General features: G+C 52.0%; 12 protein-coding genes and 1 pseudogene. 6 read left to right on the top strand and 7 right to left on the bottom strand.

The features are described 5' to 3' along the window. Positions 1–9 precede the first annotated feature (9 nt). The gene (locus CJU81_RS21835; RefSeq protein WP_095038220.1) at positions 10–1,074 is read left to right on the top strand and encodes an NAD(P)-dependent alcohol dehydrogenase; all 1,065 of its coding nucleotides are present in this window, start codon (positions 10–12) and stop codon (positions 1,072–1,074) included. Between the two features lie 44 nt (positions 1,075–1,118). On the opposite strand, the gene CJU81_RS21830 is transcribed toward CJU81_RS21835, so the two are convergent. From CJU81_RS21830 to CJU81_RS21800, 7 genes and pseudogenes are all read right to left on the bottom strand, one after another. Continuing rightward, positions 1,119–1,682, bottom strand: a complete 564-nt coding sequence (locus CJU81_RS21830; RefSeq protein ID WP_095038219.1) for a DUF1285 domain-containing protein — start codon at positions 1,680–1,682, stop codon at positions 1,119–1,121. Between the two features lie 15 nt (positions 1,683–1,697). Then, complete coding sequence (locus tag CJU81_RS21825) at positions 1,698–2,303, bottom strand: DUF4823 domain-containing protein (RefSeq protein ID WP_095030693.1); 606 nt, start codon at positions 2,301–2,303, stop codon at positions 1,698–1,700. 144 nt (positions 2,304–2,447) lie between these two features. Next, positions 2,448–3,416 (bottom strand): GTP 3',8-cyclase MoaA, encoded by a 969-nt coding sequence (locus tag CJU81_RS21820; protein WP_095038218.1) that lies wholly within the window; start codon positions 3,414–3,416, stop codon positions 2,448–2,450. A gap of 125 nt (positions 3,417–3,541) precedes the next feature. Next, positions 3,542–4,183 (bottom strand): TetR/AcrR family transcriptional regulator, encoded by a 642-nt coding sequence (locus tag CJU81_RS21815; protein ID WP_016779958.1) that lies wholly within the window; start codon positions 4,181–4,183, stop codon positions 3,542–3,544. 445 nt (positions 4,184–4,628) lie between these two features. After that, the gene (locus CJU81_RS21810) at positions 4,629–5,411 is read right to left on the bottom strand and encodes a TatD family hydrolase (protein WP_095038217.1); all 783 of its coding nucleotides are present in this window, start codon (positions 5,409–5,411) and stop codon (positions 4,629–4,631) included. Positions 5,412–5,443: 32 nt separating this feature from the next. After that, positions 5,444–6,430: a DNA polymerase III subunit delta' gene (locus tag CJU81_RS21805; RefSeq protein WP_095038216.1), complete on the bottom strand. Its 987-nt coding sequence runs from the start codon at positions 6,428–6,430 to the stop codon at positions 5,444–5,446. Further along, positions 6,423–6,761 (bottom strand): annotated as a pseudogene (locus CJU81_RS21800) (dTMP kinase); the annotation flags it as partial. The gene CJU81_RS21805 and the pseudogene CJU81_RS21800, both read right to left, overlap by 8 nt. A gap of 118 nt (positions 6,762–6,879) precedes the next feature. On the opposite strand from CJU81_RS21800, the gene CJU81_RS21795 reads away from it, so the two are divergent. The 5 genes from CJU81_RS21795 to CJU81_RS21775 all read left to right on the top strand — a co-directional run bounded on the left by CJU81_RS21795 (position 6,880) and on the right by CJU81_RS21775 (position 14,605). Further along, positions 6,880–7,797, top strand: a complete 918-nt coding sequence (locus CJU81_RS21795) for a hypothetical protein (protein WP_046808540.1) — start codon at positions 6,880–6,882, stop codon at positions 7,795–7,797. Between the two features lie 14 nt (positions 7,798–7,811). Continuing rightward, positions 7,812–10,058, top strand: coding sequence for a hypothetical protein (locus CJU81_RS21790; RefSeq protein ID WP_141232624.1), 2,247 nt, complete (start codon positions 7,812–7,814; stop codon positions 10,056–10,058). Beyond that, positions 10,055–12,310 carry a tyrosine-type recombinase/integrase gene (locus CJU81_RS21785; protein WP_095038213.1) on the top strand — a complete coding sequence of 752 codons (2,256 nt, stop codon included), beginning with the start codon at positions 10,055–10,057 and terminating at the stop codon, positions 12,308–12,310. Before CJU81_RS21790 ends, CJU81_RS21785 begins: the two co-directional genes overlap by 4 nt. Next, entirely contained in the window at positions 12,307–13,287 is a 981-nt protein-coding gene (locus CJU81_RS21780; protein ID WP_095038212.1) for a hypothetical protein, read from the top strand. The genes CJU81_RS21785 and CJU81_RS21780 overlap by 4 nt, the downstream gene beginning before the upstream one ends. 112 nt (positions 13,288–13,399) lie before the next feature. Beyond that, positions 13,400–14,605 carry a phage integrase family protein gene (locus CJU81_RS21775; protein ID WP_141232623.1) on the top strand — a complete coding sequence of 402 codons (1,206 nt, stop codon included), beginning with the start codon at positions 13,400–13,402 and terminating at the stop codon, positions 14,603–14,605. Positions 14,606–14,773: the final 168 nt, after the last annotated feature.

Genomic DNA, 14,773 nt, shown 5'->3' with positions numbered 1-14,773 from the left:
AGGTTTTCCATGTCCAATGTCACTTACAACGCCATCGGTTATGCCGCACAAAATGCCAAGGCCCCTTTGGCGCCAATGCAGTTCAACCGCCGCGCCCCGCGCCCGGACGACGTTGCCATCGAAGTGCTGTACTGCGGCGTTTGTCACTCCGACATCCACCAGGCACGCAACGACTGGGGTTTTGCGACTTATCCGTTGATGCCTGGTCATGAAATCATCGGCAAGGTTACCGCCGTTGGCGACAAAGTCACCAAGCACAAGGTCGGCGATCTGGTCGGCGTGGGCTGCATGGTCGATTCATGCCGCACCTGCTCGGCCTGTAAGGAAGACCTGGAGCAATACTGCCTGGAAGGCATGACCCAGACCTACGCCAGCCCTGACCGTATTGACGGCACGCTGACCATGGGCGGTTACTCGGACAAGATGGTTGTCAGCGAACACTTCGTGCTGAGCATCCCGAAAAATCTCGACCCGGCGAGCGCCGCACCTCTGTTGTGTGCCGGCATCACCACCTACTCGCCACTGGTTCACTACGGCGTGGAAGCGGGCGACAAGGTCGGTATTCTGGGTATGGGTGGTCTGGGCCATATGGGCATCAAGTTCGCCAAGGCTCTGGGCGCAGAAGTGACCCTGTTCACCCGCTCCGAAGCCAAGGCTGAAGAAGCACGCCGCCAGGGCGCCGACCATGTGATCGTGTCCACCGATGCCGAGCAGATGAAAGCCGCTGCCGGGCATTTCGACTTCCTGCTGGACACCATTCCGGTGCCACACGACCTGAACCCGTACCTCGAAACCCTGACCTTTGACGGCGTACACATCCTGGTCGGCCTGATCGAGCCGGTCGAGCCGGCACTCAACGCCTTCAACCTGGTGTTCAAGCGCCGCGTACTGGCTGGCTCATTGATTGGTGGCATTGCCGAAACTCAGGAAATGCTCGATTTCAGCGCTGAGCACGGGATTACTTGCGACATCGAAATGCTCGACATCAAAAACATCAACGAAGCCTTTGAGCGCGTGGTGAAAGGCGATGTGAAGTACCGCTTTGTGATCGACATGAAAACCCTGAAGGCCTAAAAGCGTCTTTGTGGGAGCGGGTTGCCCGCTCCCACAGCCCCCTCTCAGGGCTCAAGCCCTATCGCAAAGAACACTCCCGCGCTCCACACACCCAGCCAGTTTTGCCCATCGACTTCACGAACCACCGCCAGCTCTATCAACTGATAGAACACATTGCGATGGATCAGCGCTTCAAGATTGCGCCGCACGTGTAGATAAGGCGCCGGCTCCCCGGTCTGGGGGTCAATGACGAAACGCAGCGGATGCTCACTACCGGCACTGATCGACTCATCGACATTGGTAGTAAAGCGCAGAACTTGCTGCTCACCCTCACCCTCCACGTCCAGCGTGACCGCGACGAACGGTGCGTCATCCACTTTGATGCCGACCTTTTCCACAGGCGTGATCAGAAAATAATCATCGCCATCGCGGCGGATGATGGTCGAGAACAATTTGACCATCGGCTTGCGGCCGATCGGCGTGCCCATGTAATACCAGGTGCCATCACGGGCGATGCGCATATCGATGTCACCGCAAAAGGCGGTATCCCACAAATGAACGGGCGGCAGCCCCTTGTCGGCCCTGGGGATTTGCGCCAGCAAATTGCTGACATCTACCGGCTCGCTCATGGTGCTCTCCTAGACTTATTGATCGCTCAAGCCTATCAAGCTGCGGGCGTATTTGGCGAGCGGCGGGCCAATCAGGTCGGCGGGCTTGTTGTCATGGAACGTCAGCAAACCGCCGCGGCTGCGGATGGTGGCAGTGTCGATCAAGTATTGGGTGCTGGTTTCGATCAACATCACCTGAATCACCCCACTGTCGATGCCCAGGCGACTGATCTCTTCCTGATCGAGCCATTCATCGCTGTTGCCGATACGGTCATCGGCACGGGCGAAGCGGGTGTAGAGCAGGTAGTGCGCGCCGAAACCGCGAGCCTCGGTCATGGCCTGATCGAGCCCCACAGGTTCCTTGGCCCGGCGCACCATGGGGAAGTACTCGACGAAACCGTTGAAGGCTTCTTCGGCAACGATATTGGGCCGCACATAGGGATCGCCGATCGGCGCAAAAGGCCCTTGGGCGATGTAGATAAAGGAATCAGGCTGAATGCGCAGCGAATTGCTGCGGCGCGTATTGCTGTGATCGAGCAGGCCAGCGTCGCTCATTTGATAGCGCGCACCCTCACCCAGATCGCTGACGGTCATGCAGCCGCCCAGTGTCAAAAAAGCCAGCAATACCCACAGACTGCGCATCCCGTTCTCCCGAAGCCGATGACAAAAAACCGGCGAATTCCAGGGTAATGCAGATTGCGCGCCAGCTTGCGAACCAGTGGAGATATTGATGCCGCGTGCGGTCAGTTCCCTCTCCCTCCGGGAGAGGGCTAGGGTGAGGGGCTTTTAGCCGCCGATGATTTTCATCACCGTGGCGCCACCCGAAAAGGCCACGTCCTGCTTGTCACCCAAAGCTTTCATCAACAAGCCTTGCAGTGCCGGCAATGCCTGATGACGCGGCTTGTTCAACAGGTCGCCCACAAAGTGCCGATTGCTCGACGACAGGCAACCATGCAGCCACCCCGTCGAAGACAGCCGCAACCGCGAGCAGGTCCGGCAAAACGGCACGCTCTCATTGGCAATTACGCCGAAATAGCCATGTCCGGGAATCTGGTAACGCACCGCCGTGGCGTCGATGGGCGCATCGGCCTGCAGATACTCATGACGCTCACCAATCAACGCCAACAACTGCTGCAGGCTGACAAACTGCTGCAGGAAGGCATTGCCATCACTGGCCAGATGCCCCATGCGCATAAGCTCGATAAAACGCAGCTCATAGCCACGCTCAAGGCAGTACTCCAGCAACGGCATGACCTGGTCCAGGTTCTGCCCGCGCAGCGGCACCATATTGACCTTGATCTTGATCCCAGCCTCGCGTGCCTGCTGCATGCCGTTGAGCACGGTCGCCAGGTCGCCGCCACGGGCAATGCGCCGGAATGCTTCAGGGTCGAGGGTATCGAGGGAGACGTTGATGCGAGCGATGCCCGCGTCCAGCAGCAGCGGCAGCTTGCGCGCAAGCAACTGGCCGTTTGTAGTCAGGCTGATATCACTCAGACCAAGCTGACCGACCTCACGCATGAAGGTCTCGAGCTTGGGGCTGATCAGCGGCTCGCCGCCGGTGATGCGCAGGCGCTCGATGCCTGCCGCTTCGATGAGGTAAGCAACTCCGCGCACCATCGCTTCAGCCGACAGCTCATCCTGCGCCGCCACCAGCCGTTTGCCGTTGGGCACACAGTAAGTGCAGGCGTAGTTGCAGGCAGAGGTCAGACTGATACGCAAATTGCGAAAACGTCTGCCTTGGCGATCAACGATCATGGATGACTCCGGCGCGGGGGAAATGGGCCGCTGCAAAACCTGACTCATAAATCAGGTTTTGGCAAGACCCAAGCCTGAGTATAAGCCTCAAGGCCATAAGCCATGAAGGCAAATACGGGCCGTGATTACTCTACAGCCGGGGTGTCGCTGTCACGCTTGCGCTTGTTGCCCATGCGCACGCCGATGTCCATCAGGAACTGGAAGAAGCCTTCCTGATCTTCCAGCACATTGCTCCAGAACGGCGAGTGATACAGCGCAACCGCGCCATGCACCAGAGCCCAGGCCGCGCAGTAATGGAAGTATGGCGGCACGTCTTCAAGCTTGCCTTCACTGATGCGACCCTTGATCAGCAGGGTCAGACGCTCAAAGTTGGAAGCGCGGATCTTGTGCAGCTCTTCGACCAGTTCAGGCACCTGATTGCCCTTGACCACCTTCTCTTCAAGGCGATCAAACAATCGGTAGCGCTGCGGGTCGCGCATGCGGAACTCAAAGTAGGCACGCGACAGCGCCTCCTTGTCCTTGTCCACGTCGGCAGAGTGCAGCAGCTCGTTCAAGTCGCGTTCGTAATCGAGCATCAGGCGCAGGTAGATCTCGGCCTTGGACTTGAAGTGTTTGTAGATCGTGCCTTTGCCGATACCCACGGCATCAGCAATCATCTCGACGGTGACACTGTCTTCACCAAGATCGAGGAACAGCTTGAGCGCGGTATCGAGAATTTCTTGCTCGCGGCGACGAAACTCACGGACCTTACGGGGTTCTTTGTGCATAAGAAAAGGTCTGTTCGGGTCAAAATCGAAGCGGAGTATTATGCATTAGTCACGCTAAATTGCACGGATCATCCTGCATATCGATGGGTTCAAACGATTTACCCGCAAATTGATGAGTACTCAAGCGAAGCTGAGGTATTCCAAATCTGTTTAAAAAACGACCAGCCACGACTGGACGTTCGACAAAGCTGACCAATACTTAACATGTCGGCACGGCATCCCCCCCAAAGTGTTGCGCCGATATTGGCCGCAATGGAATGTGCGCCTTTGTTTTACTCCTAATGGTCTTAACCCGGATTCCCCAGAGCCCGGGTTTTTTTTGCCTGCTGTTCAGTTAAACGTGGAACTGTGGGAGCGGGCTTGCTCGCGATACAGACAACCCGGTTGACCAGTCACACCGCAGCGACCCCATCGCGAGCAAGCTCGCTGCCACACAGTCACGCAATCATCTGACCCGTGCCAGCGGGAACAGGCGCTTGAAGTTTTCGCTGGTTTGCTCGGCAAAACGCTCGTAGGACTCACCACGCAACATCGCCAGAAACTCCGCCACTTCGCGTACGTATTGCGGCAGGTTAGGCTTGCCGCGATGGGGAATAGGGGCAAGGTAAGGCGAGTCGGTCTCGACCAGCAACCGGTCGGCAGGCACCTGGCGGGCCACATCGCGCAGGGCATCAGCATTGCGAAAGGTCACAATCCCCGACAGCGAGATGTAATAGCCCATGTCCAGCGCCGCCCTGGCCATGTCCCAGTCTTCGGTAAAGCAATGCAGCACACCGGCCTGCGGCAATGCTGCCTCGCGCAGCATGGCCAGGGTATCGGCGCGGGCACCACGGGTGTGGATCACCACCGGCTTGCCGGTCTGCTGTGCCGCCTCCAGGTGAACCCTGAACGAAAGTTGCTGCAAATCGGCTGCTTCAGGCTCGTAGTGGTAGTCCAGGCCAGTTTCGCCAATGGCCACCACCCGCGGGTGATTCAACTCGCCCAACAGCCAGTCCAGCGCTGGCGCTGCACCGGGCTGCACGTCCAGCGGGTGAACGCCCACCGAACAGTCCACATCGGCATAGCGATCGGTCAGGGCTTTGACATCAGCTGCATTGTCGGCGCTGACACCGATACACAGAAAATGCCCGACGCCGCGCTGGCGTGCGGCCTCAAGGGCGGCATCCAGCGAGCCGTCATGGGCGCTCAGATCAAGACGATCGAGATGGCAATGGGAGTCAACCAACATACAAAAATTACCTGTTTATCAATTCAGTCAAATCAGCGCTGGCCGGGCAGGCCAGCCCACTGCACCAGTAACGCTTCGATCAACAGATCACGGTTAAGATTGGCCTTGCTCAAGACCTTCTGGCGCTGGGCAAGAATCCAGTCCTGAATGTTCAAAACCTTGTCCTGCGCAGTCTTCTGCGCCAGGTATTGCAGCACTTTGCGCATGTCTTCCAGCCCCAGCCCGGCCTCGTCCTGAGTCAGTTGATAGCGCAGGATCAGGTTCGACCAGTCGCAGAACCAGTCAAACAGCAACAGCAGCGGAATGGCTTTCCAGCTTTCAGCCAGCTGACTGGCCGACAGCTCACGCTTGAGCAACTTCTTGACGCCCTCCACCACCGCGGCGCGCTGCTCGCGAACACCCTGCGCCTGCAACTTGACAGCCGTCAGTGGCGAACCGGCAGCCAGGGTCAACAGCTCGACCCGCTCGGCCTCTGCGGTTTGCGGCAGTGCCGTGGCCAGCCATTGCAGGCTCAACGCTTCGCCGGGCAGCGGACAGGCCTGCTGCACACAACGGCTGCGAATGGTCGGCAGCAACCGGCTGGACTGATGACTGACCAACAGCAAGATGGTGTTGCCCGAAGGCTCTTCAAGGCTTTTGAGCAGAGCGTTGGCGGCGTTGATGTTCATTGCCTCCACCGGCTCGACCAGCACCACCTTGCGCCCGCCCAACTGGGCGGTCTGCACCACAAAGCTGACCAGATCACGCACCTGGTCGACCTTGATCGCCTTGTCCGCCTCTTCAGGCTCAAGAATGTAGTTGTCCGGGTGGCTACCCGCCGCCAGCAGCGAGCAGGACTTGCAAACCCCGCAAGCCTCAAGCCCCTCCGGCTGCTTGCACAGCAGGCTGGCCATCAACCGCTCGGCCAGCGCCCGCTTGCCGATGCCTGCCGGCCCGTGCAACAGATAGGCATGAGCATGCTGCGCGCGCCCGGCCATCTGCTGCCACAGGCTGTCTTGCCACGGATAGGCCTCAGCCACGGTGCAGCACCAGCAACTCCGGCACCAGAACGTCGAGCTGGCCCTGTACCTGTTCCAGGGTTTGCGCGGCGTCGATCAGACGGTAGCGCCCAGGCTCAAGCCTGGCGCGCTCAAGATAGGTACTGCGCACCGCATCGAAAAACCTGCGACCTTCCTGCTCAAAGCGGTCCAGTCGGCCGCGAGCGCTGGCACGGGCCATGCCGACTTCAATCGGCAGGTCGAACACCAGGGTCAGATCAGGGCGCAGTGTGCCTTGCACAAAGGTCTCCAGGGTCGCGATGCGCTCATGGGGCAAGCCCCGGCCACCGCCCTGATAGGCATAAGTGGCATCTTGTTTCGGAATAGAGCCCAATGTAAACACCATGATATACTTCGTAATACCTTTATATGTAAACCAACTTGCTAACCGCCAGAACCCAATAGATCCGGGCCATTCAGGAGATTCACCGATGAGAAAGATCCTCGGCCTTGCCGCCAAAGCCCGCTCAGGGAAGGACACTGCAGCTGCCCTTCTTATGGCCCATCCAGAGGTAGCGACCTATGCGTTGGCAGATCCTTTGAAGGAAGGCTGCAAGGCGCTATTCGGCCTAACGGAAACAGAGACTTGGGATGATAACGCAAAAGAGGTAGTTCTTAGCTCTTGGGGCCGTTCACCTCGGCAACTGTTTCAACATGTAGGTACTGAGTGGATGCGGGAGCGTGATCCGTTGCACTGGTTGAAGCGTGCTGACCGCGAGATCAACCATCAACCTGTTATCTCATCCGCCACAGCCCCAGCCTGCAGGGAGACCCCGGCTTCCTCGAACATAACAGCTACCTTGAATAATCCCAACAGCCCCTTCACTCTCGCTACTCAAGCGATTTTTGGCCTTTCTGATTCACAGTTGAACGAAGCCAAACACATTGAGGACGAGCTGTGGGAGGCTACTCCTGCAGAGCTGGTAGAACACATCAAGGCACTGGTTCATCGGGACTTTCCTAATTTTGACACACAATACCAATCACATGTGAATGCTCACATGAATATTCAAAATACCAAACACAAATTTAAAAACGAAAAACAACTGACTGAGAACCTTAAACTCACCGCAGAAAAAAAAATCTACAAAAGCAAGATCAACCTTAGTGGCAAATCTTTAATTATCATCAAAGACATTCGATTCGAGAACGAAGCCGATTATATTCGTAAACTCGGCGGTGAGATTTGGCACATAATTCGCCCAAGCGCAAAAGCAGTTAACCCACACCCCTCAGAAAGCGGGATTGCCATCAAAGAGGGCGATCTGACCATTTACAACACAGGCACGCTCGATGAATACGAACGGGCAGTTAACGCTGCATGGACAACCATCAAGTCCACTCTTTGACGCGGCCAAGCCTAATGAGTGAAACAATAAAACCATTAACGCCACGAAGCGTGCATGGTCTATTCAAGCCAATTACTGAAAGCCCGTACGAATTGGTTACTACCATTGACGGCTTTAATATTGAGTGCAGTTATCAAGGACACCATTTTTGGGATGTAAACAAGCATATTTGCATAGCGCTGCACCTTGTCATGACGGTTTTCGCAAGGACTCATAGGCGCGGGGTAGTGTCATCACCTCGTGGTGGCATCAGTATTTTTTTTGATTTCGCTATAGAGTACAACAAGACTTGTTCAGAACCTTTTAAGCTTTGGCATTATGGGCAGATCACGCACAGCTTGTTTTCTCGATTCCGTAGTTGGGCAATTGAAAATGGGCATCCAGACTCGATAGCCAGCAATCTTGGATCAATGCTTCATGCTGCTGCAAACTTGGGACTTGATTTGCCTCAATTGAATTTGGGTGTGGGTCGAACCGAGGCGCGAAATCCGAAGGTAACCAGCCCCCTGATAGACGGCACGTATGATGCGGTTAAATACGCGCTTACAACGCATGTGAATAAACTTTACGAAAAAATTGAGTTTCGAAAACGTGTCGAATCTGCTCATCCCTACACAATGGAAGAGGTTCTCGCTCCTGTTAACAGAAAATACTCGCGAGCTGAATTTTTCGAATGGGTACAAATGTGCCTCGACAACGAACTGCCGCTTCTAAATTTGCCAATTAGATGGCGCATCAAAGCTAGTAATGATGAAGAGCTCCAGGGCCTACTTCAAGGAAAACAGATCCGCTCGAAGATTATGAAGATCTACGAAGCCGAAGGCTCGCAATATATTGTTGAAAATCCAAAGGATCATTTCCAAGCTAGATTATTCCACCATTGGAACCCAGATCCAGCAAGATTGGTAAAGACATTCCTTGAAAATGGCTTCCCAATGTATATTTCGAAGGAAGAGTTAGCCTCGAGATATACCTTTGAAGCCAATATGTCCTTAAAAACATGCAAAAACATTGTTGACGTTATACTGCTGCGCCTTACGCATTTTCGCCACAAAAAGTACCCCATCCAAGTCAGCAATACCGACGAATTTCTTAGAATGTACTATCCGTCTATCGTTGATATGGCCTGTATAGTAATGTTTATCATGCTGCAATCTAACTGGAACAAGGAAACCGTTCTTGCCATTGACTTTTCAAATCTTGAACACCCATTAACAGGTGCAGTGAAAGAAGCGGTAGCTGTCATTCAGTCAGAAAAAAACCGTTCGCAAGGGATCGGCAAGCCATTTTATGCCCCGAAGGAGATAATAGCAGTCAGCAGTAAAGTCGATGCATACTCCAGCTACAATCTTGTGAAGCTTGCGAACGAGTTATCAAAGCCATTAGCTGGATTGGCATTTGATGCCATACCCTTCATTATGACCGAGGACGACCTCAATCAGTTGTTTCTGTGCATTAAGGAAAAGAAAAACTGGGGAATGAGAGGTGGAAGACATACATCAATTGCTTACAGCAAAGCGTTTAACCAAGGCGTGACCGAATTTTTGCGTGAGTATCCTATTTATGAGAAGGGCGAACGTTTAACCAAGACCTCTCAACTAACTAAACGATTGAGAGCTACTTGGGCGTATCAGCAACAGCAGGAGCACGGGACGAGCCTGGGCCTGCTTGCGCTGCAAATGGGGCATGCGGATCTACTAGTAACAGATGAGCACTACACCAGCTCTCCAGAAGCCTTGAGAGCTGCTAATCAACGACTACGCTCCGAGCTTGAAACGCTGTTGGATCTCTTCCGTCAAGGTCAATATCAGGGATTGCTCGGTTACGCTGAAGTTAAGGCAGTAGACCTACCTATGAAGGTTTTTCATATTCCAGGCATGGAGAAGGCACTTTGGGCTTGCATGAATCAACGTAACCCAACGTGGCCTGGAGCACGAAATTATGTGAAACCTGGCGAGCGCTGTTACAGCATCAGGAACTGCCTGCATTGCAAGCAGTGCAACATCTTCGATGACTCCGCTCCATTCCTCATTCAGCGTCAGATCCACTTGGAGGAAATTTTGGACGACCCGCAAGAAGGTGAATCGGACTATAGCAACACCTTCAGCACGGAGCTCAAAATCATCAGCTCTATCTTGGACAATTGGGACGATCCAGAGCTAATCAGAGAGGCGTCTAGGTACCAACGGCGTAACTCCCCCCTGCTGCCCCGCGACCTTGAAATCCTGCAAGTTATTTTTGAAGAGGAGGACATGCAATGAATTATCCTCCTAAGGACTTCGACGCCCAATACTTAGCATCCATAAAAGCTGGAAATGGCGAAAAGTCGATTCCTGCAATGAGTCCCAGTACAGATCACCACACATTAGATGAATCCGCTGGCTCGACGGAGCACAGCATATCAGGTTACAGAGCAGCATCTGAATTTTCACTGAATGCATCAGAGGATCAGTTCGTGACTGCGAGGGACGATGAAGAGGACTTCGATGATGAAATACATGAAAACGACAAAGAAATTGATTTCATCGAAGATGATGAACTTGAGGCCCAGCTTGCACTTGAAGAGCTGCTGAGAGATAGCGAGGAATTCAATGCTCCTATCCAGGATACTCTTGCTGAGCGCCTTCGACTCGACCCAGACGGCAATTTTCCCGTCTCCGCTTACTCACTCTACTGCGAAAACACTTGGGTGCTTTTCAAAGATGGATGGGGTATTGCAACTAAAATTTTGTTCAACCAGCCGAACGAGCACCGAGCAGCACTTAAAAAGGCACTAGCATGGCATTTTCTTCCCGAGAACTCGCCTTTTCATAACACCAGAAGTTACAGCACCTCCATATTCAACATTAAAGCTTTTTCGTTACTTTCACGCTATGTGCTAGAGCCGAACTTCCTTAGCGGGGATCCAGAATCGCTTCAAATTATAAATAGCAGAATGCTGGATGTGTCACTTGACAAGCTGAAGGATGAAGGCTACCAAAAGTTCTCCGAACTTTTCAGAATTTTAAAGACATGGAGCACACTGAGCTCTCAGAACCTCCTCCCTAAGAATCTGCACCTCGGCGTAGGCTTAGAGTGCATCAATACAACTGAGCGTCGAAAGCAAGTCGCGCATGCGTTTACCGGTAGGCTTTCAAGCTGGATACCCTTTACCGAGTCAGAGCTAGGCAAGCTCCTTGATTATGCGTGCTTTTGGACAGAGAAAGCGCTGCCGTGTCTTTTGCGAGCTAATGCATTCATTATCGACAACAGGTTGGATACTTATCGTAAGAAATGCGTTTCCAGAGGGAAGCCTGATCCATTAATCGAGCAAGAATTAAATATCGAGATCGAAGGCCGCACCGTCATGAAAACGACGTGCAAAGATGAAACCGTACTACGGAATGGCCGTCCAGAGCGGAGCGTCTCATATTGGTGGGCGAAGTCCTATGCCGACGGATTAGATCACGTAAGGAATGCCGTTTTTATTCTGATAGGTATTCTCACAGGCCTACGCGCCAGTGAAATTCGCATGATCAAATTTGACGATGTTTATGCGGATCGCGACGCCCCTAAAGATTATGTTTTGCGAGTGACTCGTTATAAGACGGCCAAAGATCCAAACTTCGGTGAGGTAGATGAACTACCCCTGCCCCATTTCCTTGCCCAGAGAATTCTAGAACTTAAAAATCTTCGAGTTATTACGATTTCTCAAGATAACCCTTACGTCTTCCGGTCAGGAAAATCATTCGGCCGCTCCCACCCGAAACAGTCAACCACTACAAAGTCGATAGGCAAAATCATCAGCCAGATCGAACTGCATACGGGTGTCGATCGGATTCATGTCCATCGCTTCCGGAAGACGATTGCAGAGATCCTTATCAATCGCAATGAACGCAACATCGACATCATCCGCCTACTTTTTGGTCATAAAAGCTACACCATGACCCTTAAGTACATTGGCAGAAACCCGTATCTTGTCCGTACGGTGGCAACAGCAATCGAGCAGAATTATGCCGCCGAATTTGCCGACTTGATTACTGCGATTCAGACAGGCACCTCCTCCGGCCCTGGCGCTGAACGCCTGCTTGAACGCATCAACGCTAACAAAGGGGCATTTGAAGGAAGGCATCTAAGGCTCACCATTCTTACTTATGTGTCGCATCTGCTGTCATCCGGACAGCCGTTGTTTATCCATCGAACGGCTGTTGGTAGCTTTTGTGTAAGTACACAAACCTATTCTTCGCCTAACCTCCCCCCTTGTCTTGTACATCGAAAAGGCAATGTACAAGGGCTTCCACCAAATCCATCGAGCTGCGATCCAAGCTGCGAGCACGCGGTGATCGTCCAAAAGGCCCAGCGTGCGATGGAAGACAACATTAAATTTTATACGAATATCCTTGAGAAAGGCGGTAATTCCCTTAGTGACAAATCCAGAAAGGCGATACTTGAGAAGATTTCCTCCAACACTAACCATCTCAACAAACTCAGCCAGCAAGCTGAATTAATTCCAGCCTTAGAGGTTCATGTATGAGTAGTCAAGATACCCGGAATCGGCTGATCTCCCTCATCAAGGAGCATCAACTGGAACATGGGCTGACGAAAATCCAGATTGGAGTTCTTTCGGAGCGCGCCGGCATCACGCGTCAAGCTTTCAACCGCTTTTATAACGATCTCAAACCCTTCAGCCAAGGTCAATCGATTGCTCCTCTGCTAGTCGATGACACAGGAGCTACTCAAGACCTTCTTGCAAGGCGGGAACATGATCTAGACCAATTGCGAGCTGAAATTAAAGCGATGAAAATTCAGCATCCGAAAGACATCGAGTCTGCCATAAGTAGGCATCTGACTACGCTAATGAACAGTGACCTGATGATGTTCGAAGCCAAAGAGATGACTGCCACTCTTGAGAACCAGAGTAAGCATAATGAAATGCTCAAGCGTCAATTGTTGGGAGCGCAGGTAAAAAATACTAGACTAACGATTGATCTCGCTGCCCATCAAATATTATGCAGCAGCACTGCAACGCGCCCAGTCAAGAATGCCAAAAATTTCTTGGCGCTGACTATAAGCTTTGCTGATATAAACTTGAAAGGCAATGATTATGATGCCTTTGAACATGCTAAGGACAGGCAGTTAGATGCTCATATAAAAACCCTTAAAAAGTTTCCATCCCCTGAAAAAATAGAGATCCATATTTTTCAGGAGCGTTATATTTCCGCTTTCAAAAACTTCTGCAGCGGGCTTCCAGAAAAAGAAGGCATTCTTATAGTAGCGATTCAGGCACCGGTTTTTGCCCAAGCCGAACTTAAAGAACTGCTCCGTAAATTAATAGGATTTGCCTCCGTGACGTTGCACATTCCGTTCTCAAAATCCCTGGCATCTGCGGCTGCGTTCCAGAAATTCAATTTTAGAGAGGTTCCACTTCAAGAATTTGAAGAAGCGTCAAAAGCTCGCGTCCCTCAAATTGACTGGGGTTTTGACGGTATTCAAGTATTCAGGGCCGAGTGATATGCTAAACATTAAGATACGACGCATGACGTACGTAAGCTCAATACTCAGTACAGAGGTTACGCATTACGTTCTCGTCGCTCACGTAAAGTCTAAGATTATTTTGGTTAGTATGGTCAATTACTACCTGCACTCGGTGACCCGCTCCTCAGAGCAAACTTCCAAACGATACGCCACCGTAATCGCTGCGTTTTATCGTTTCCTTTCTACTCAGAATAAATTTAGAAGCACCGACCCAGGCAACTATCACACCACTGTTTCCAATATTGATATTAAGAAATGGCAGATTGCTAGGAAAATCAAGAGAGTAAGTACTAACAGTTTGAAGCCTCATTCAGCCACTATTCTTGAAGATGCCACTATTGTATACACTTATTTTGCGTGGCTGATAAAACATGACTTTTCTACGCTAGTCAATGTTTCGTACAAAAACTGGATCGCAAACTTCAAGAGCGAATCCCTTTTGAACTATGTAAAGAAACGTGCAAAAGTCGTTCTTGACGTCGATCCGATCCGTGTTTTAGACAGACAATCCAGGCAAAAACGACACAAAAGTTTGATCACAGATGATGAGATTAAACTGCTAATTACCTCCTATCCGGATACCGTCTATGCGACCCTTTTTTGCTTTGAGCTAGCCACTGCTCTCAGGCCTATGGAGCTTTGCGAATTCCCCTATGTGGGTAAGGGCCCTAATCGGCACATCATGCCGTATGACTCGATGGCCAAGGAGCAAAAAAAGTTTGAATACACACTGGTGGGGAAGGGAAGTAAGCCCCGTACTATCCACATCCCGGCGTATGCACTGTCCGACATTTATAAGAACTACACCGAGAAGGAATATCCAGCCCGCAAGAGAAAATTTAAGGAAAAATATGGTCGTCCTTGCTCTCCGGATGTTCTGTTTCTTACAAAAGCAGGGGTGCCTGTGACCGAGAAGATGATCTCGGATGCAACAACATATGCGGTGGAGCTTGCACACAAGCAGGATCAGTCGTTCCGTACGACGAACAATTTTTATCAGGCGCGTCATTGGTGGCCGACTATGATGATGATCCAACACCGAGGAAAGGATTTGCTCAATCCAATTTCCGATGTTTTAGATGCGGCATTCGCGCAGGTGCTGGTCAATCAGATGGGGCATGGTGATATTAGGACGACCTACAAGCACTACCTAGATTTTGCTCGGGTGCTGGTGATAACCCAGCAAGGTCGACTGAACGACATCATCACTGAGGAATTCAATATCCATCGACAGATCGAAGAGTTCGGTAAGATGTCTATTCAGCCTCCTGATGGAGTAGATGATGAAGCTTAATAGGTGACGGAATCTTTATGCTGGCTCCAGTCCGTTATTAAAAGTGTCGACTGCTCGAGGATCTCTGAAAAGATGACAGACGGCATGATGCCTTTGTTCTCTTCGGATTACCCAGCTCGAGCGGCCGCTTCGCACTGGCGAATGTCTGAGGTTGCGTCACACCTCCTC

Source organism: Pseudomonas fragi, assembly GCF_002269505.1.
Taxonomy (GTDB): domain Bacteria; phylum Pseudomonadota; class Gammaproteobacteria; order Pseudomonadales; family Pseudomonadaceae; genus Aquipseudomonas; species Aquipseudomonas fragi_D.
Note: the sequence above shows the minus strand (reverse complement) of the source record. Positions and strands in the feature narration are given on the sequence as shown.